At 51.4% G+C, this 18,553-nt stretch carries 19 protein-coding genes; 8 read left to right on the top strand and 11 right to left on the bottom strand.

From position 1 onward, the window contains the following. Positions 1–15: 15 nt before the first annotated feature. Positions 16–558 (bottom strand): DUF2231 domain-containing protein, encoded by a 543-nt coding sequence (locus ACYVBJ_RS04980; protein WP_460981186.1) that lies wholly within the window; start codon positions 556–558, stop codon positions 16–18. Between the two features lie 74 nt (positions 559–632). Continuing rightward, positions 633–1,391: a ZIP family metal transporter gene (locus tag ACYVBJ_RS04985; protein ID WP_460981187.1), complete on the bottom strand. Its 759-nt coding sequence runs from the start codon at positions 1,389–1,391 to the stop codon at positions 633–635. A 192-nt stretch (positions 1,392–1,583) separates the two neighbouring features. On the opposite strand from ACYVBJ_RS04985, the gene ACYVBJ_RS04990 reads away from it, so the two are divergent. The 4 genes from ACYVBJ_RS04990 to ACYVBJ_RS05005 all read left to right on the top strand — a co-directional run bounded on the left by ACYVBJ_RS04990 (position 1,584) and on the right by ACYVBJ_RS05005 (position 5,125). Further along, a complete protein-coding gene (locus tag ACYVBJ_RS04990) occupies positions 1,584–2,930 on the top strand; it encodes a peptidoglycan DD-metalloendopeptidase family protein (protein WP_460981188.1) in 1,347 nt (448 codons plus the stop codon). A gap of 79 nt (positions 2,931–3,009) precedes the next feature. Then, entirely contained in the window at positions 3,010–3,363 is a 354-nt protein-coding gene (locus ACYVBJ_RS04995; RefSeq protein WP_460981189.1) for a hypothetical protein, read from the top strand. Between the two features lie 111 nt (positions 3,364–3,474). After that, entirely contained in the window at positions 3,475–4,005 is a 531-nt protein-coding gene (locus ACYVBJ_RS05000; protein ID WP_460981190.1) for a ferritin, read from the top strand. Positions 4,006–4,210: 205 nt separating this feature from the next. After that, positions 4,211–5,125 carry a DUF6607 family protein gene (locus tag ACYVBJ_RS05005; protein WP_460981191.1) on the top strand — a complete coding sequence of 305 codons (915 nt, stop codon included), beginning with the start codon at positions 4,211–4,213 and terminating at the stop codon, positions 5,123–5,125. Positions 5,126–5,143: 18 nt separating this feature from the next. Here the strand turns inward: ACYVBJ_RS05005 and ACYVBJ_RS05010 are convergent, their stop codons facing one another. Both ACYVBJ_RS05010 and ACYVBJ_RS05015 read right to left on the bottom strand, forming a co-directional pair. Continuing rightward, positions 5,144–5,440, bottom strand: a complete 297-nt coding sequence (locus ACYVBJ_RS05010) for a hypothetical protein (RefSeq protein WP_460981192.1) — start codon at positions 5,438–5,440, stop codon at positions 5,144–5,146. 99 nt (positions 5,441–5,539) lie between these two features. After that, positions 5,540–6,109 (bottom strand): DUF4136 domain-containing protein, encoded by a 570-nt coding sequence (locus ACYVBJ_RS05015; RefSeq protein ID WP_460981193.1) that lies wholly within the window; start codon positions 6,107–6,109, stop codon positions 5,540–5,542. Between the two features lie 338 nt (positions 6,110–6,447). Here ACYVBJ_RS05015 and ACYVBJ_RS05020 point away from each other — a divergent pair, with 338 nt between their 5' ends. Then, positions 6,448–7,668 (top strand): DUF4249 domain-containing protein, encoded by a 1,221-nt coding sequence (locus ACYVBJ_RS05020; RefSeq protein WP_460981194.1) that lies wholly within the window; start codon positions 6,448–6,450, stop codon positions 7,666–7,668. A gap of 17 nt (positions 7,669–7,685) precedes the next feature. Here the strand turns inward: ACYVBJ_RS05020 and ACYVBJ_RS05025 are convergent, their stop codons facing one another. From ACYVBJ_RS05025 to atpA, 7 genes are all read right to left on the bottom strand, one after another. Next, positions 7,686–9,320, bottom strand: a complete 1,635-nt coding sequence (locus tag ACYVBJ_RS05025; RefSeq protein ID WP_460981195.1) for a sensor histidine kinase — start codon at positions 9,318–9,320, stop codon at positions 7,686–7,688. Between the two features lie 40 nt (positions 9,321–9,360). Next, positions 9,361–10,374 (bottom strand): ATP-binding protein, encoded by a 1,014-nt coding sequence (locus ACYVBJ_RS05030; protein WP_460981196.1) that lies wholly within the window; start codon positions 10,372–10,374, stop codon positions 9,361–9,363. Further along, the gene (locus ACYVBJ_RS05035; RefSeq protein WP_460981197.1) at positions 10,367–10,795 is read right to left on the bottom strand and encodes an anti-sigma regulatory factor; all 429 of its coding nucleotides are present in this window, start codon (positions 10,793–10,795) and stop codon (positions 10,367–10,369) included. The genes ACYVBJ_RS05030 and ACYVBJ_RS05035 overlap by 8 nt, the downstream gene beginning before the upstream one ends. Beyond that, positions 10,773–11,171, bottom strand: a complete 399-nt coding sequence (locus ACYVBJ_RS05040) for an STAS domain-containing protein (RefSeq protein ID WP_460981198.1) — start codon at positions 11,169–11,171, stop codon at positions 10,773–10,775. The genes ACYVBJ_RS05035 and ACYVBJ_RS05040 overlap by 23 nt, the downstream gene beginning before the upstream one ends. 11 nt (positions 11,172–11,182) lie before the next feature. Continuing rightward, positions 11,183–12,046 carry an STAS domain-containing protein gene (locus ACYVBJ_RS05045; protein WP_460981199.1) on the bottom strand — a complete coding sequence of 288 codons (864 nt, stop codon included), beginning with the start codon at positions 12,044–12,046 and terminating at the stop codon, positions 11,183–11,185. Between the two features lie 241 nt (positions 12,047–12,287). Beyond that, on the bottom strand, positions 12,288–13,175 hold the full coding sequence (gene atpG, locus ACYVBJ_RS05050; RefSeq protein WP_460981200.1) for an ATP synthase F1 subunit gamma: 888 nt from the start codon (positions 13,173–13,175) through the stop codon (positions 12,288–12,290). 134 nt (positions 13,176–13,309) lie between these two features. Next, positions 13,310–14,884 carry a F0F1 ATP synthase subunit alpha gene (atpA, locus tag ACYVBJ_RS05055; protein ID WP_460981201.1) on the bottom strand — a complete coding sequence of 525 codons (1,575 nt, stop codon included), beginning with the start codon at positions 14,882–14,884 and terminating at the stop codon, positions 13,310–13,312. A gap of 350 nt (positions 14,885–15,234) precedes the next feature. Between atpA and ACYVBJ_RS05060 the strand changes: the two genes are divergently transcribed. The 3 genes from ACYVBJ_RS05060 to ACYVBJ_RS05070 all read left to right on the top strand — a co-directional run bounded on the left by ACYVBJ_RS05060 (position 15,235) and on the right by ACYVBJ_RS05070 (position 18,550). After that, entirely contained in the window at positions 15,235–16,002 is a 768-nt protein-coding gene (locus ACYVBJ_RS05060) for an FKBP-type peptidyl-prolyl cis-trans isomerase (protein WP_460981202.1), read from the top strand. Between the two features lie 99 nt (positions 16,003–16,101). Then, positions 16,102–18,192, top strand: coding sequence for a carboxy terminal-processing peptidase (locus ACYVBJ_RS05065; protein ID WP_460981203.1), 2,091 nt, complete (start codon positions 16,102–16,104; stop codon positions 18,190–18,192). Between the two features lie 118 nt (positions 18,193–18,310). Beyond that, positions 18,311–18,550 carry a hypothetical protein gene (locus ACYVBJ_RS05070; protein ID WP_460981204.1) on the top strand — a complete coding sequence of 80 codons (240 nt, stop codon included), beginning with the start codon at positions 18,311–18,313 and terminating at the stop codon, positions 18,548–18,550. Positions 18,551–18,553: the final 3 nt, after the last annotated feature.

Here is an 18,553-nt window from a genome sequence, read left to right on the forward strand (position 1 = left end):
TAGGTTAGAGCCTTGCTAGGCGAACCGTTCCCGGCCCCGGGTGTCGACGATACGACCACCCTCGCCATCAATATCCGTAGCTGGTCGTTTGGACAACGTATTGGGCGAATTCAAATGCGCCCCATTGTATACACCTACGCTCAGCCGCTCTACCAGTTCGCTGCCAAGCCATCCCGTAACGCCGGCAATCAGAAACGCAACAAACGACAGGGTCATGGCAATACTCGTTGGTAGATAGCCCGGTTCGTCGCGCCGGAACAGCCAGCTAACCGCGAATAAAATCAAGACGATTACATTCCCTAAACCATGCACTAACCCAACCCGTTTAGCCCGCGTTCCTGCCGGAATTGCAAACCAGTCGATCCAGCCCGGTACGGCCGCAGCCAATCCACCGATCAGGCCCGCCACCAGCATCCAGTATGATACCAGCGCAAACGTAGAGTTGTCGCTAACCAGGTAAACAATATCGAAGATAACCGCCGTAGAAAGTAACCCCAGCGGAAATACGATCATAATAGGGTGGGCTGCGTGGCCCGCCAGTTTCGCTCTGCTTTCCATAGTCGTTGAGTAAGTTAACATCCTCTATAACGCCTGATTCAGAGCAATGTTCACGGGCCTGAGGCAGTGGAAAACTACCCGCCCATCTTCGACAGAACGAACGCGAGCAGAAAACCGACTACCGTAATCAGCCCGGCAAATTCGTGCGTTTCCTCGAACGCTTCGGGTATCATCGTATCGACGAGCATGGCTAAAATTGCCCCGGCCGCTACGGCGGTTGTAGCGGCAGTAACCTCGTTCGAATAGTGCTGAAAGAGGGTGTATCCCAGCAGGGCGGCTGCGCCCGAAACCAGCGCAATAGTGGCCCAGATCCCCATTACGTAGGCCATCGACCGACCCGCTTTTTTCATCCCGGCCGCACTGGAAAGTCCTTCCGGTATATTCGACAGGAAAACAGCCACGACCGCAACAACGCTCACTCCTTTACCGCCCAACAAACTCAGCCCAATCACGATCGACTCAGGAATCCCGTCCAGCAAGGCACCAACGGCAATGGCTAACCCACTCCCCTGCTGCTCCTGCTCGGATGCCTGCTGATTACCGGATCGCTTGCGGTGTTTGGCACCTTGCTTCGACAAGTAATAGTTGGCAGCGGTATACACGGCCGCTCCGCCGATAAAACCGACGGCGGTAGCATCGAAGCCGCCAGTGCGGTAGGCTTCGTCCATCAGATCAAATGCTAAAGCCGAAAACAATACGCCACTGCCGAAGGCCATAACGCTGGCAATTAACCGCTGCGGAACGTTTACAAAGTAGCCTGTGGCAGCGCCGATGAGCAGCGCCCCGCCAGATAGTAACCCCCATAATCCGGCTTGCAGCCATTCAGGAACCATACGAATAAATCATGTAGTAACTCTCCAGCTCAACCGTGGTGGTCAGCGTTTGTTAGAACTAAAAACGAAATGGATAATAAATCACAAAACAGAAAACGTTTACTGGTGAGTTAACGGCTCACAGAAGGTTTCTTTTTAATGGGCAGTTCGAACTGCCAGCTAGTTGAGATCGTTTATTAATATAGTAGTACTATGGTATATAATCATTTATTCCGTTTCTTCTCGATAGGACTGTTGGCTGGCTACATGGCTGGCTGTACAGGTGTGGGCCCTGCCACTACGTTGTTCCGGTCATCATCGCCCCACGAACAATACGGCCAATCGCTCAAAGCCGCTAACCTCGATCGGACCGCCTTAGGTACTGACTGGCTGTCGGCCAGCGACCGGGCGCTACGTGACTCACTCAAGATAACCGTTCCCTACCGGGAGAGCGGGTACTTTGCCGCTACGAAGGCATTCTCGGCTGGCTACCGGCTCGACGCACAGCGGGGCGATAAGTTCCTGGTGAAAGTCGAGACCCAGGGGCAGAAAAATGTGCAGGTGTTTATTGACGTATTTGCTCTGAGCGACCGCCGAAACGCCGATTTGATGGCCTCGTCAAAGGCCGACACCAACGTACTGGCCTGGGAGCCCCGCCGAACTCAGACGTACCTGATCCGTATCCAGCCCGAACTGTTACGTAGCGGCCGGTATACGATTTCGATTACGCGTGAGCCCGCTCTTAGCTTCCCGGTAAAAGGAAAAGACAGTCGGCAGATCAGCAGTTTTTTTGGTGCCTCACGCGACGCTGGCCGTCGTCGGCATGAGGGCGTCGATATCTTCGCTTCAAAAGGAACGCCCGCCCTGGCGTCGATCGACGGCATTGTCTCCGGTGTCGGCACAAACAGTTTGGGTGGTAACGTGGTATTTGTGTCCGACAACGACCGGAATATTCGGCTTTATTACGCTCACCTCGACCGCTGGAATGTCAGCAATGGCCAGCGCGTATCGGTTGGTGATACAGTAGGCTTTGTGGGGAATACGGGCAACGCACGCACTACGGGTCCGCACCTGCACTTTGGCATTTATGGTTATTCAGAAGGGGCGGTAGATCCCCTACCCTTTATTCGACTTGGCCGTGGCCCGGCCCGACAAAAGCTGCTGTCCGAATCCCGACTGGGTGATTCGCTACGTATCGCAGCGGCTCGTTCGGCCGTGCGACTGGCACCGGGCAGCGATGCGCCGGTTTTACGACAGTTACCGAAGTCGGCGGCACTGACGGTGCTGGGTGGTACCGAAACCTGGCTGCGGGTTGCGCTCCCCGACGGCCTGACGGGTTACGTAGCGAGTACGACTACCGAATCCGTTAAACGCCCGTTGCAACGGCTGACGCTTTCGGCTCCCGGCGATTTATTAGACGCGGCCGATCCCCTGGCGGCTACAATCGACACCCTGGCCAGTGGTACGGTCGTTGATGTTCTGGCCGTTTCGGACCGGTTTCAGCTCGTCCGCAGCGCTGATCAGAAAACGGGCTGGTTGGCCAGGGCATCCGCTCAATAATTCGTCAATTAAACTTGTTTAGACTACATCTAAATTAACCACTGGCTGTTATCTTTGTGGTACTGCAATAACGAGCGTAATGACTAACAGACCAGTTTCGTATCAGGAAGTATTTAGAACGGACAAAGGAGTAGTTTATCAATGCGATACGACGAACCGGCTGATCATCGAGTTTTGGGATACGCACACGCCCATGTCAGCCCGTGACTTTTCTCATTTTCGGCGGATGGTACAAACAGTCGATGTGCGTCAGATGGCGCTGAGCACCGATAACGCCCACGACGTTGAAATCCTGACTCCTCCCCGCTCCGAACGCTGCTACGTTTTAACGCTTTGCGAAATTATTCACCTGCGGGAGTTGCTGAATGGGGCCAATCTGATGCTGGAACTGAATAGTATCCTTCGCGAGAGCGGCTGCTCTACCCTGGCTTAGTTAAATTATTCTGTTTCTAAATTTAGTGGTGATTCAACCGGCCATATAACATGAGCCGGTTTTTTGTTGTTACTTTGGTATCAACATGTTGCACCGAACGCAGTATCTATTATGAAAGATTTAGTAAGACTTCGTACGTCGATAAAAGAACCCGTTGAAATGGTTCTGAATCAGCAGATTCAGATTGAGATGGTTTCGTCATCGAAATATTTAGCAATGGCAGGCTGGTGCGATCGGAATGGATTTGATCATTGTGCGGGCTTTTTCTATAAACAGTCGGAAGAGGAGCGCAACCACGGCATGCGCATTTTCCATTACCTCTGCGATCAGGGCGGTACGGCTTATTCGCCTGAAGTTCCGGCCGTTGGTCAGGAGTTCGACTCGTTACGGTCTGTATTCGAAACGGTCCTGGATCAGGAAGTGGCCGTTACCGACTCCATTAACCGGGTTATCAGCGTTTGCCGCCGGGAGAATGACTACGCCACCGAAGAATTGATGAAGTGGTTTGTGAAAGAACAGGTTGAGGAAGAGTACATCGCCCGTCGGTGCCTCGAGCTGATCGATCAGATTCCGGCCGATCAGGTGTATTATCTGGATAAAAAATTGGCCAGCGTTACGTTCGATGGCAACCCATTTGAGTAAGTACCAACCTTATTATACAAAAAAACGGCACTTCAATCTGAGTGCCGTTTTTTGTTTGCTATGGTTCGTGTTGATTTAATGATTTAGCTGATTTACAAACGTAAAATTTATATAAAGCCATTCCAAATTATTAGTCGGTTTATTTATACGCATTCTAAATAAATCGATCTTTAGCGTATCTTGCCTATGTACTGGCCTGTCGATCATGCATTCATTTATTCTACTTACTGCAGCTCTGTTACTCGGCGTTAGAAGTTTCGCCCAGACGACTCCGAAAACCGACGATGTCAAAGCGATCAGGAGTCAGTGCGGCTGTCACGAAGTCGTTTTTCTGTACGCCGAGACGTTTGCGCCCGAAACGAGCTACACTTATAAAGACAGGTATTCTGCCAAAGGTCTGGAATGGGTATTTGTGGACGAGGAACGGCCCGGGAAACTTGTGATCCAGCATCTTTTGATTGTGGGCGACACGATCATTGTCAAGCACTGGCGCGAAGACTGGCGATACGAGCATACCCGCCTGCTGAAGTTTGAGCAGAACGCGTCCTGGAAGCGCGTAACGCTTACGCCTGCGCAAGCGAAGGGGCAATGGACACAGAAGGTGTTTGAAGTGGACGATAGCCCACGTTATGATGGATCAGCGACCTGGATTCATGCCGATGGTCGGCATTATTGGGAAAGCACCGCCGACGCGCCCCTGCCCCGGCGTGAATACACCAAACGTAGCGATTACAACGTAATGCGCCGAACGAACCATCACGAAATCCGACCGGATGGCTACGTACATGAGCAGAACAACGACAAGATTATCCGCACTGAAGCGGGCGATCAGTTGCTGGTATCCGAAAAAGGATTGAACACGTACCGGCGCACAGACGAGCGCAACTGTGAGGCCGCAAAAACTTGGTGGGCCGAGAACCGCGCCTACTGGGCTGACGTACGGGCAGTTTGGGATGATCTGTTAACCAACCGTGAGCGTGTTGCCCTGCGGGGGCAGGTGAAAGGCAATGTGCTGGGCCGGGAACTGGACGAACTGGCCGCATCAGCCCGAAAAGCCTCCTACAATTCAGCCAGCAGCCGCCAGCTTATCCGCCAGACAATCGAGAAGTATCTTAAATAACGATTCCGGAATTTGTAGTCAGTGGCGGGGCAGCACAACCTGACTGACAACCCGTGTTGTATCCGTTGGACGGCCGGTATTCCACGACGTATCGAGGGGAGCAGCGGCTTCCAGGGTATCGCAGTCTTCGAGCCGTTCCTGCAGGTCCTTGATCTGGCTTTCCTGCTGACTTAGATTACGTTGCAGGTCAATGGTAGCGTCTTCGAGCCGTTGGTGTCGGTTGTAGGCGACCCACAGCAAGGCTGTAATGCCCAGCAGGAGCACAACCACTACAGTCAGCAGGGAATAAATGGCTCCTCGACTTCCAATAGACATAGTAGGACAGAAAGCCACAAATAAACAAAAAGCTATGGCTATAAAAAAACCTACCACTCGTTGGAGCAGTAGGTTTTGAAAGCGGAACGTTACGCTTAATTACCGGGCTGCACCGTAGTCCTGGCCGGCGCTTTCGGGGAAGTTTTTCATGATGCTAACCACCGTTTCGCGGAACGTCTGATCACGGTCGCGCTCCTTATTCCGGTTGTTCATCTGACCCGTAGCCCAACCCTGCCAGATGATGTCGTTCGTACGGGCATCCGATACGTTAACCACTACCCGGTTCTCTTCGTACTGCCGTGAATACACGTTATTACCCATGCCGCCGTACCACCACGAGTAAGGCGAGTACATATTGTTGGACTGGATTTGCTGACGATCGCGCGAGTCGGTAAAGAAGCGAACAATCAGATCAGCTTCGCCCTGCGTTACGGGCTTATAGCCACGAGCCTTCAGCGATTGATCCAGCGCATCGGCAATACGACGCTGGTTCAGGTTGCTGCCCACAATTGGGTCAGCGTTACGTTGCCGGTCAGCTTCGATCCGATACGTAGTGAATTGCCGCACATTTACTTTCGAATCGTAATCGTACTTGACCGTAATGGCCGGGGCGCAGGACGCCAGCGTACCGACGATGAACAAGCTGCTAATTATGCCTTTAATCTTCATTTGTTTTGGATCATTAAATGGTATCAAACCTACTACTAAACGCTGAAGAAACAGCCATTCGTATATGATACATTAATAACTAAAAATGGGGGCGCTTGGTTCCTGTTTTTCAGGATATACATCATTGCATTCAGAGGGTTAAAATGCTGTTTATGAGCGCAATAGACAGAATTAAGGTTAGTATCCCTGTGTTTACTTGTATACTATATAACCAGCATAAAACACATTCAGTATATAAAGACGGAAACGGAATTTGCTTACTAATCTGCGGATAGTCAGCGGCTAACCGGTAGAATAGTCGATGTATCTGATTTTATCCGTATAGTTTGTCCGCTCCAATGATACGTCTAACGGATTTGCGCTTTTTTGTCTGGTACATTATTACCTTGTCGATAAGCAGTTGCGTATATCCGGAAGATTTGGTTACAGAGGGAACGGTTAACGTAGTGGTCGTTGAATCCAGCATCACCAACCTTAATGAACCCCAGTTGGTACGGCTAAACCGCTCAAAAGCAGACCCGTTCACGGGCCGCTTCGGTACGCGCCCGCTAACCGGAGCTACCGTTGACGTACTAGTCGACTCTGTTCAGCGTGTGCGCTTTTCCGAAACGGATTCAGGCCGTTATCAGGCTCCAGCTTCCTTTGTCGGTCAAATTGGCCACCGGTACCAGTTGCAATTTACGCTCAGGGATGGTACTCACTACGAGTCAGACACGGAGCGAATGCCCGCAGCCCCGCCTATTAGTCGGCTGTATGAACGGTTTAATCCCACCAGTCTCAGTCAAGGTCTGTTGAACAGTTCCATGTATAGGGCGGCCAACGACATTTACATTGATTGGCAGGATCCAACCGACCAGGCTAATTACTACCGGTGGGATTGGATATTGTGGGAAAAGCAGTTGTGGTGCCGGTCTTGCCGGGGCTCCTACCTGGTCTATGCAATTGACCCGGTTACTAAGCAGTATACAAACCGCTTACTGGAAGACTGCTATTATCCCGATCCAAACTACGAGCCGCCATACATTGATTATGAATGCCGAACCGAATGCTGGGAGAAGCTCTCTAATTATAACCTTATCATTTTTGCCGATACGTACACGAATGGCAGAACTGTAACGGGAAAGCTGGTCGCCCAAATTCCTTATTATCAGTACCAGCCCTGCCTGGTCGAAATCCGGCAGAGTGCGCTAACGGCGGAAGCGTACGGCTATTTCAAACGAGTTCAGGACCAGACGCAAAACGCGGGTGGACTGACGGCTACGCCCCCCACCGCCCCTACTGGTAATGTTCATAACGGTTCTAATTCCGGAGAAGCTGTAGTGGGTTATTTTGCGGCATCGGCCGTATCGGCAGAGCGCTACCTGCTTGACCGCCGGGAGAACACCGGCAATGCGCCCGGTTTGTTCAGAGCCCTGAACGCCAATCGCGACCCTACGCCTGAGCCGCCCGGCCTAATTCCATATTACCTGCCCCGAAACTCAGTGGGTCGGCCACCAACGGCCGTGTGTGTAGAGAGCGACAACCGAACACCGAACAAGCCTCAGGGTTGGCCAAACTGATGCCGGGTTCATCAGGTTCATTGTACGGGCAAATAAACCACGAATGTAGAACCTGCATTGGGCTGGCTGTGGGCGCTTAAGTAGCCGCTATGGTTGTCCACTACTTTTTTGCAAACCGCCAGGCCTATACCCGTACCCGTGTATTCATTACGGCCGTGCAATCGCTGGAAAAGATTGAAAATTCGGTTCGTGTGTTTTTCCTCGAAACCAATTCCATTGTCCTGGATGCTTACCGCAACGTAGTCACCCGAGGCATTCGGGTACAGAGTCTGTATTTCAGGGTCGCTAAGCAGTTGGGCACTGATGCGCACAGAAGGTATCTGATCGGGTGAGGTAAACTTCAGGGCATTGCTGAGCAGGTTCTGAAACAACTGCCGAAGCTGCAGTCCATTGCCCCGAATCGTAGGTAAGGCCTCCACGTCAATAACGGCGGCACGGTCCTCAATAGCCGTTTCCAGATCGCCTATCACCTCGTTGATCAACTGGTTCAGGGATACGGACCGGAACGAAGGTTTTTCGGTATTCAATCGGGAGTAGGCGAGCAATCCCCGAATCAACTCCTGCATCCGGCCCGTGGCCCCCTGCATTCGCCGGATTATGTCCTGTGCGGTAGGATCGAGGGCGGGCGCATACTGCTCCGTCAGCATGGTGCTGAACGCTTGTATTTTACGCAGCGGCTCCTGTAAATCATGGCTGGCTACGTAAGCGAACTGCGCTAATTCAGTGTTACTTCGGTTCAGTTCATTAATGTTGCCTTCCAGTTGTTGCTGGCTGGTTCGAAGCTGGCTTCGGCTCTGGCGTAACTCTTCGTTGTCACGTAACGTTTGTTCCACAACCCGCTGCGCGTGAATGTCGGCCATAAAGCCGTTCCAGTGGATGATTCGCTGATTCGCATCGCGCAAAGGAGAAGCCGAAACCATGTGCCAGACGTACTCATCCGTTTGCCGGTGCCTGAGCCGCCATTCACCCTGAAACGGCGTACTGCTCGCTACCGAATCAGCCCAGGCCGTACGAACAGAAACATGATCGTCCTCGTGAAAGATGGTCAACCACCCTTTCTGGTTTAACTCGGGCAACGTATCGTCCAGGAAATTGATAAAGCCCTGATTGGCGTATACCAGCCTGTTGTCCGACGTTAGCGAGAAAATTAACAGCGGCAGCGAATTGGTCATTTGCCGGTACTGATGCTCACTTATCTGAAGGCGGTCGGCCAGCTCCTGCAACTGACTGTTCTTTCGCTTAATATCATCATAGGGCGACGCGGGTGGCTCGTGAGCAAACAACCGCTTCCATCCTTCCAGACGCGCCACACTTACCGACTGTAAATCCGAAACGTTACACATGAGCTGAATATCCGTGCCCTGGTCCGTTACGTCTACAATTAATTCGTCGACCAGCCGACGGGCATTGTTCAGCGCTTCCTCCGCGGCTTCCGACTGGTACCGTCGCCGATCCTGCAATCGAACGGCAATTCGCCACCCTTTCTCATCGTCTGCATGCATGCCTAACTTCAACGAGCTGTGCCCTCCCCCAGCCAGCGCCAGCCGGGCCACTTCTGAAACGGCCGTAGCGTAGGTCGTTTGCGCAGCCAGTGAGAATCCACCTAATTCGGCTAGCTTCATGCTCCGCTTATGGACCAGAATTAGGTCCATTTCGTTGTCCAAGTTAAGCCTTGTTAATTCATGCATATACTTAATAAATGCGGGCAACCACTACCGACATGTCGTCAGTTCGACGAGCAAATTCTTTATAAATAGCAGCCGCTAATACAATAGGTTTATACCGGCTAATGTTTGGATACCGCGCCGGATTCCAGCGAGTCTGTATACCATCCGAGGCCATAACCAGACAATGACCAGGTTCGTAGGGTAATTCATGTTCCAGCAGGGTTCTTGGCAAATTATAACCCAGAATCCCGTTTTGAGGTATATAGTTTTTAAGCTGATTAACCCCCGCCAGCTGCGTTTTAATGTTTCCGACTCCGCAAATTTTCCATTTTCGGCTGTTAAGCTCAAAAATCGCGCCCGTACCAACCAGCCCGCGCGTTCCTATTGCAGCCCGATGGATAGCTGTTAACCACGCGGCCGGGCTAAGGTTACGTTGTTGACCAAGTGTTCGAAGCGCTAACTGAATGGCTCGTTCTGCCAAATCACCGTGGCCCAATCCATCACCCAGAAAAACCGCTAGTCCCGCAGTCGTTACTCGGGCATAGGCACCATCTCCGCAGGCCGTTTCGCCGGCTTTAGGCACAATCACGCACTGAACATCGGCCAAGAGTACTTTATCCGATAGTTTTACGGGCTCCTGATATACGTGCACCAAACCGATGGTACCCCGATCGGGTAATGAATACAGTTGAAACAGATCGGCCAGCCGTTTGATAGCCCCCAATCCGTGCCCCAGCGATCCTCCCGTCGAGACGCCGTCGAGCATCATCCGGCTGGGGTCAACCATGCCTGGGCCTTTATCCAGACTGATTAACTCGATACCTATATTTGTGCCGTTGTGCAGAGGCCGTACCAGCAATTCACCTTCCTTAGCATACTTAACTAAATTGGAGGTCAGTTCGGCTATAATAATATCAACCTCGCTGATCTTTTTAGCCGAAAACTGAAGTTGATTCGCTAAGGCACGCACCTCACGCTTAATTAGACTCAGATAACTTCGATCAGTAACCGGATATGTACGGTGGGGCGTGTTATCCATTGGTCCATTTTAGTATGGTCACCGTTGTTCCTTTACCCACCTCGCTGGCTAACGTAAACTCATTGACCAGCCGTTTCGCGCCTGGCAAACCTAGTCCCATCCCTGCTCCCGTAGAATAGCCCGTTTCCATGGCCTTTTCTATGTCAGCAATGCCGGGGCCTTTGTCCATAAATATGATTCTGAAGCCATCTTTGTCGGCCTGCCGCACCTGTTCCAGCCGTGCGTCTCCGCCACTGGCGTAGTTAATCATATTTCTGGCCAGTTCGCTGGCGGCCGTGGTCAGCTTAGTCTGGTTTACACTGTTCATACCCAATCGACCAGCCTGATCCCGAATGTGGCTGATGAACGGAATTACGTCGGACTCCTGTCGAACACTGAACGTATTGGCTGTTAACACCTCAATCGGCGTCGTATTGAGCATTGTCGCTAGACCCGCTGATCAGGTCTGTCTTTAGGCGAAGTAATTCCATGCCTTTCTCTATGTTGAGGGCTGTATGTATGCCTGTGAGAGCCAGCCCTAATTCAACTAACGTAATGGCTACCGCTGGCTGCATACCAACTACAACGGTTTCGGCATCCAAGACACGGGCCATGCTGGCAATGTTGCTCAGGATACGCCCCATGAATGAATCGACGATAGTAACGGCCGATATATCGATCAACACACCCTGCGCTCCATTTTTAGCAATCTGACTGATTAAGTCAGCTTCCAGATCAAGGGCCAGTCGATCATACAGGTCAACTTGTATGGTGACCAGCAAATACTGGCCGATACGTAATATGGGAATACGGTTCATGCGGGCGAACTTTAGGAAGGAAAGGAGCTGGAAGAAACTTTCCGAACCTCTAGCTGCATGATTTTAAACGCATGTTTAAGCGCACTGGCCAGTGTTGCCTTCGTAACTACGTGCGACAGGTCGATACCCAGGTGTACAATGGTTTGGGCAATTTCAGGGCGAATGCCGCAGATAATGCATTCAGCCCCCATCAGGCGGGTTGCATTAACGGTTTTAATTAGGTGCTGCGCTACCATCGAGTCGACCGTTGGTACGCCGGAAATGTCCAGTATGGCAATGCCGCTACCGCTTCGTACGATTTCCTGAAGCAGATTTTCCATGACGACCAGCGCCCGGGAACTGTCTAGCGTACCAATGAGCGGCATCGTCAGAATACCATCCCACACCTGCACGACGGGCGTAGAGATTTCAGTCATCTCGTCAGTCTGCCGCGTGATTACTTCCTCTCGTCCCTGAATGAACGTCTCAAACGTAAAAATGCCCAGGTTGTCGACAAATTTGCTGATTTGAATAATATAGGTCAGCAGTTGCTGAGGATCTTTACGTTCCTGCTGCACCACTTCCAGCAACGCATCTTTTAAACTGAAGATATAAGTTCCGGTTTCGCGGGGTGTAAATCCCTGACGGGCGCGAGAAAGTGAAATGCCGGACAGCAGATCGAAGAGCGGGCCAGACGTCTGAGGGTCAACCGTGGCTAAACTCTCATCGGTTAGCACTTCCAGGAGCGTATCTAATAATTCTTCCGACTGCGTTCGCAAGTCATCATTACTCATCAGATCATCCCGTAGCCCACTATCGGCTAACTGGTTCTTCATCCATAAGGTCAGGATTTGTTTCTTCTTCTGGCGAAGAATGCCGACAAGTGAGTCGCTCATAAATTAGCAATGAATATCTATCAAATGTACTAAAAAAAGACGACCCAAGAGAGTAACCCGTAAACGAATATGCGGTCAAGCAGCTAGCAAATGGCTTGATAAGTGAGGGTAGTTAATGGACTACCCTCACTTATCAAGCCAACTTAGCGGCAAATGTTGACGGATTCGTAAACAGGCCTAATAATAAAAACCACCACTTAACCCAGTGGTGGTTTTTGAACTACTCGAATCAAAAAGAAAGCTAGGCACTTGCCAAAGCTTCAGCCCCACCGACAATCTCGAGAATTTCGGTGGTGATAGCAGCCTGACGTGTCCGGTTGTATACCAGACGTAATTCCTTCAATAGCTCACCCGCATTTTCGGTCGCTTTATCCATCGCCGTCATACGAGCACCGTGCTCCGAGGCATTGGAATCCAGAACGGCCTTATAGAGCTGAATTTTCAGCGTCTTCGGAATAAGTTCGGTGATAATTTCTTCTTCCGACGGCTCGAAGGTATAATTGATGGCGGAGGCAACGGCACCCGCCGGCGCTTCAGCAGCAACGATCGGTAGCATCTGCTCGGTACGTACAATCTGCACAGCCGCGTTCCGGAATTCATTGTAAACAACCTCAACGGCATCGTAACGACCAGCTGCGAAACCGTCCATTGCTTCTTCAGCGGCAGCTCGCACGGTAGCAAAACTCAACGAGCCAAACGCGTCGACATGCGTTGTGTTTACTTTAAAACCACGGCGTTGAAACGCTTCCGCTCCTTTTTTGCCGATGGCCATAATTTCAACGTTGCCCGAACGAGCCTGTGCTGCGTACTTTCCCTCCATAAGGGCCAGGGCGCCCTTTACGGCGTTGGTATTGAAGGCTCCGCACAAACCGCGGTCGGAGGTGATCACAATGATCAGCACTCGGCCGATAGGCCTTGCCTGCTTGTACGGACTTTCAGAGGCTGTTTCAGCACCGGCCGATACCGTACCCAGCATCTGACTAAGCTTCTGCGCATAGGGCCGCAACTGCGTGATGCTGTCCTGTGCCCGACGCAGCTTAGCAGCCGCCACCATTTTCATGGCTTTGGTAATCTGCTGGGTCGAGTTTATCGATGCAATACGAGCGCGTACTTCTTTTAAAGATGCCATTCCTATAAGGAGTTAGTTGTTAGGAGATGGGACGGGGCCGCCCGTGCGGTGAAAATACTCCGCAAAACAGAGTGCGACAGCATGTCAACCGGATGGATTTTCGCTCCTTGCTTCTCGCTCCTAACTACTTAAGATTAATAATTTGCCGATAAGTCAGCCGCTACTTTCTTGAGGGTTGCCGTAGATTCGTCGCTCAGCTTGCCCGCCCGCAGATCGTTCAGGACGTTCGGGTGCTGCGCGCTCAGGATCATGGCGAACTCGCTTTCGAAAGCCTTCACTTTATTGACAGGCACCTTATCCAGCAGACCGTTAGTCGATGCATAGATGATGGCGACTTGCTGCTCTACCGGCACCGGCGAATATTGGGGCTGCTTCAGCATCTCCTGATTCCGGCGTCCGCGTTCGATCGTCAGCTTCGTCGAGGCATCAAGATCCGAACCAAATTTAGCGAAGGCTTCCAGCTCGCGGAACTGAGCCTGATCGAGCTTCAGCGTACCAGCTACTTTCTTCATCGACTTGATCTGTGCGTTACCACCCACGCGTGATACCGAAATACCTACGTTAATGGCCGGACGAATCCCTGAGTTAAACAGGTTCGACTCCAGGAAGATCTGACCGTCCGTAATCGAAATTACGTTCGTTGGAATATACGCCGATACGTCACCAGCCTGGGTTTCAATGATCGGCAGCGCCGTCAGCGAACCACCACCCTTTACCTTGCCTTGCAGCGATGGGGGCAGGTCGTTCATGTTCTTGGCGATCTCGTCGTTCGAGTTGATCTTGGCGGCCCGCTCCAGCAAACGGCTGTGCAGATAGAATACGTCACCTGGGTACGCTTCGCGTCCGGGTGGGCGACGTAACAGCAGCGACACTTCGCGGTACGCTACAGCCTGTTTCGACAGATCGTCATAAACGACCAGTGCCGGCCGGCCGGTATCCCGGAAGTACTCACCGATAGCAGCACCCGTAAACGGCGCAAAGAACTGCATCGGCGACGGGTCAGATGCGTTTGCCGACACGATAACCGTATAGTCCATCGCACCAGCCTTCCGTAAGGTAGCTTCTACCTGCTTCACGGTAGATGCTTTCTGGCCGCACGCTACGTAGATACAGAAAACGGGTTCGCCTTTTTCGTAAAACTCCTTCTGGTTGATGATGGTGTCAATGGCAACGGCGGTTTTACCCGTCTGACGATCACCAATGATCAACTCCCGCTGGCCACGACCGATCGGAATCATCGCGTCGATAGCTTTGATACCTGTTTGCAGCGGCTCGTTTACCGGCTGGCGGAAAATAACACCAGGGGCTTTACGTTCCAGCGGCATCTGGAATAACTCGCCCTGGATGGGTCCCATGCCGTCGATGGGCAGGCCAAGGGTGTTTACAACGCGGCCAAGAATACCGTCGCCAACGTTTACGTAGGCAATCTGATCGGTACGCTTCACCGTGTCTCCTTCTTTGACGTCCGAATAATCGCCGAGCAATACAGCCCCAACGTTATCTTCTTCGAGGTTCAGAGCCATGGCCTGAAGCCCATTGTCGAACGACAGCAATTCGCCGGCCTGCACTTTCGAGAGGCCGTAGATACGCGCTACGCCGTCACCGATTTGCAGCACCGTACCGACTTCTTCGAGTTCAGCCTCGGTTTGGGTTCCGGCCAATTGCTGGCGCAGGATGGCTGATATCTCGTCGGGTCTTACGGATTCCATATGTATATGATGATAATGAACGATTGATTTTAGGCCGCAAAGGTACAATTAAAATTTGATAAAAACTTGCTTTCGCTCACTTTCAGATGCTGAATCTTAGACTTTTCCAATAATTGATCGCCAGCCGGCCGAACCGTTGACAGCCCGCAAAAAACCGTTCGTATAAAAGTGAGCTCGGCGGATAAATCCGGCCGGCAGAAGAGGTCCGAAAAGGCATACATTTGGGATTTCTGGTACTTGCCCGGCAGCCAATGAAATTTTAGTTAAAACAATATTTACCAAACTTTTCTGTCATTCATTTACGTTTTACTAGTAAATTACCTATTCAGTTTATCACCTGTTTCGTTCGCATGAAGTTCAACCCATGGATGCTGGCCGGTATGGTATCAGCCGCTTTTATCGCTAATACAGCCACCGCTCAAGTTAAAAAACCAGCTGTTTCAAAACCTGCCGCAGGCAAGCCAGCCGCAGCAAAACCCGCCAGCGGTGCAACGCTGACCTCTTCGCAAGACTCTATTAGCTACAGCATTGGTCTTTACATGGCCCAGAGTCTGAAACAGCAGGGTATGACCGACCTCAACAACGGATTGGTGTTACGTGGCCTGGAAGACGCCCTGAAAGGTCAGAAATCACAACTCTCTCAGGAACAGGCTGGCCAGGTCCTGAACGCATACGGGCAAAAGCAGTATGCTGCCCGCAATGCCGAGAATCTGAAAGTGTCAGTTGCGAACAAAAAAGTGGGCGATGCTTTCCTGGCCGAGAACAAAACCAAGACCGGTATAACAACCACCGCCAGCGGCTTGCAGTATTCGGTTGAAAAAGAAGGAACGGGCGCTAAACCAACCGCTACCGATCGAGTTAAGGTACATTACACGGGCAAGTTGCTGGACGGCAAAGTGTTCGACAGTTCCGTTGAGCGCGGCCAGCCTGCGGAGTTTGGCGTCAATGAAGTGATTAAAGGCTGGACGGAGGCATTGCAGTTAATGCCCGTCGGCTCAAAGTGGAAATTATATATACCCGCTGACCTGGCCTATGGCGACCGGGGCGCTGGTGCTGATATCAAACCCGGCTCAACCCTGGTGTTTGACGTAGAGTTGCTTGATATTGTTAAACAATAACCGAAGCGTGAAAGAACGAACGACCGAGAGAGCGAATTTGGTAACCAGATAGCCGTCGCTCTTTTGCTCGTTCATTCGTTCGCCATTAATCTGGATCGAATGAAAAAGTATCTGGTGTCCCTTTTGCCTGTGCTGATGCTAAGCTTTCAGCCAGATTCACCCTCGGGAGCGCATACTCCGGGCAGTACGTTCCTGCGCGATGAACCAGGCTCATCGCTTGCCGATGAACTGAAACCATCAGTATCGCAGGAAAAGGTAGAGTCGTTGGTGGCGAAACTCCTGACGACGTATCATTATCGCAAGGTCCGGCTCGATGACTCGCTCTCGTCGGTGGTTTGGGATAATTACCTGAAAGAAGTAGATGGCAATAAAACCTATCTGCTGGCGTCTGACGTAGCGGCATTTGAAAAGTATCGCTATCAGATTGACGACGCCCTGATCAATGGTGACCTTACGGCGGCTTATGCGCTCTTTAATGTGTATCGCAAGCGGTATGAACAACGCAGCCAGTTTGTAAAAGAACAGCTCAAAAAGCCGTTTACGTTTACAGCCGATGAGACCTTTAACACGGATCGGGAAAAAGCGCCATGGCCGAAAACGGTAGAGGAGCAGAACGAGCTGTGGCAAAAGATTTTGAAAAATCAGGCGCTGGAACTCAAGCTGGGCAACCGGAAAGACAGCGCCGTTGTGGCCACCATGACCCAGCGCTATAATAACCTCGATAAAGCAATTCGGCGGGTTAAGAGTGCTGACGTTTTCCAGATGTACATGAACTCGTTTGCTGAAGCCCTGGATCCGCACACCAATTACCTGTCTCCAACCAGCGCCGATCGGTTCAACCAGGAGATGAGCCAATCGCTGGAAGGCATTGGGGCTATGTTGCAGGAAGATGGTGACTATATCAAAATTACCAGCGTTCTGCCGGGCGGCCCGGCCTTCAAAAGTAATCAGCTGAAAATAAACGATAAGATTGCAGGCGTAGCTCAGGGCGATAATGGTCACATAGTAAATACTATGAACTGGCAGGTTGATGAGGTTGTCAAACTCATCAAAGGTCCTAAAGGAACGGTAGTGCGACTGCAAGTCGTATCTCCCGATGCCATCGCCGGTGCGCCACCGAAAGAGATTCGTCTGGTTCGGGAAAAGATCAAACTCGAAGAGCAAACGGCCAAGAAAGAAATCATTGAGGTTACGGATAACGGCAAAGCGTTCAAGATTGGCGTGATTAACATCCCCATGTTCTATCGCGATTTTGAAGGTGCCCGTAAGCGGGAACAGGGATTCAGCAGCACCACTACTGATGTGAAGCGGCTTATTGACTCGCTCAAAATGGAAAAAGTAGCGGGTATTGTGATCGACCTGCGCGACAACGGCGGTGGCTCACTAACCGAAGCGATCAATCTGACGGGCCTGTTCATTCCGAAAGGACCCGTAGTTCAGGTACGTGAATCGACCGGAGAAACGGAAGTCTATACCGATCCTGATCCTTCGGTTACGTACGACGGCCCAATGGCGGTGCTGGTAAACCGGTTCAGTGCGTCAGCTTCTGAAATTTTTGCAGCCGCTATTCAGGACTACAAGCGGGGCATCATCGTAGGGGGTCAAACCTTTGGTAAGGGCACTGTACAAACGCTGATCGACCTAAACCAGTGGTTACCTAAAGAGCCCGAGAAGGTTGGTCAGGTGAAAATGACGATTCAGAAGTTCTATCGCATCAACGGCAGCAGCACACAACACAAAGGCGTAACGCCCGACATTCAGTTGCCAGAAGCTTTCTCGGCAGAAGAATACGGCGAAAGCTCCCAGCCAAGCGCGCTACCCTGGGATCAGATTAATTCGACGCGTTACGAACAGTCGCGCGGTATTGACGACAAGCTGCTGAGTCGCCTGCGCGATCGGTTTGATCAACGTCTTAAATCCGATCCGGAACTGAAACAGTTAGCTCAGGATTTGGCCGACTTCAAGAAAGCGAAAGAAAACAAAGTCGTTTCTTTGCAGGAATCGAAGCGCCGGAAAGAGCGCGAAGAAGCCGAACGGAAACGGGCCGCTTCGAGCAAAGTATCGCAGATAACAGCTCCGATTGATGAAACCGGAACTCCGTCTCCGAACGCGCCTAAAAAGAAGAAAGACCTGTATCTGAACGAAGCAGGTCTGGTTCTCGCCGACTATATTCTGGCAGTTAATAAATAAGCTGACGTAATAGCGTCTCAACACACCCCGCGCAGCAAACTGTTGTGCGGGGTGTGTGTTTATAAAGAAGTTATGGAAAGAGCCGCTCGGACACACGGCTCATTTTAGCAATCAGTTTATGTGGTATTTCCTCATCAAGCAGCACACGCTTGACACTAGCCAATATCAGTCGCTGCAAAAACGGGCTTTGTTAACGGAAGTTGAACTGTTCAACGAACCTTACGAAAACTGGTACGTATTCACGATTGAAAAAGAAAATTATCCGGATTTTATGGATTTCCTTGACCGCGCCGGTATCGCATACGACCTGGCGACGAGTCGGCCAACCCGCGACGAATTACTAACCAGTATGCAATAACAG

Source organism: Spirosoma fluminis (genome assembly GCF_054778895.1).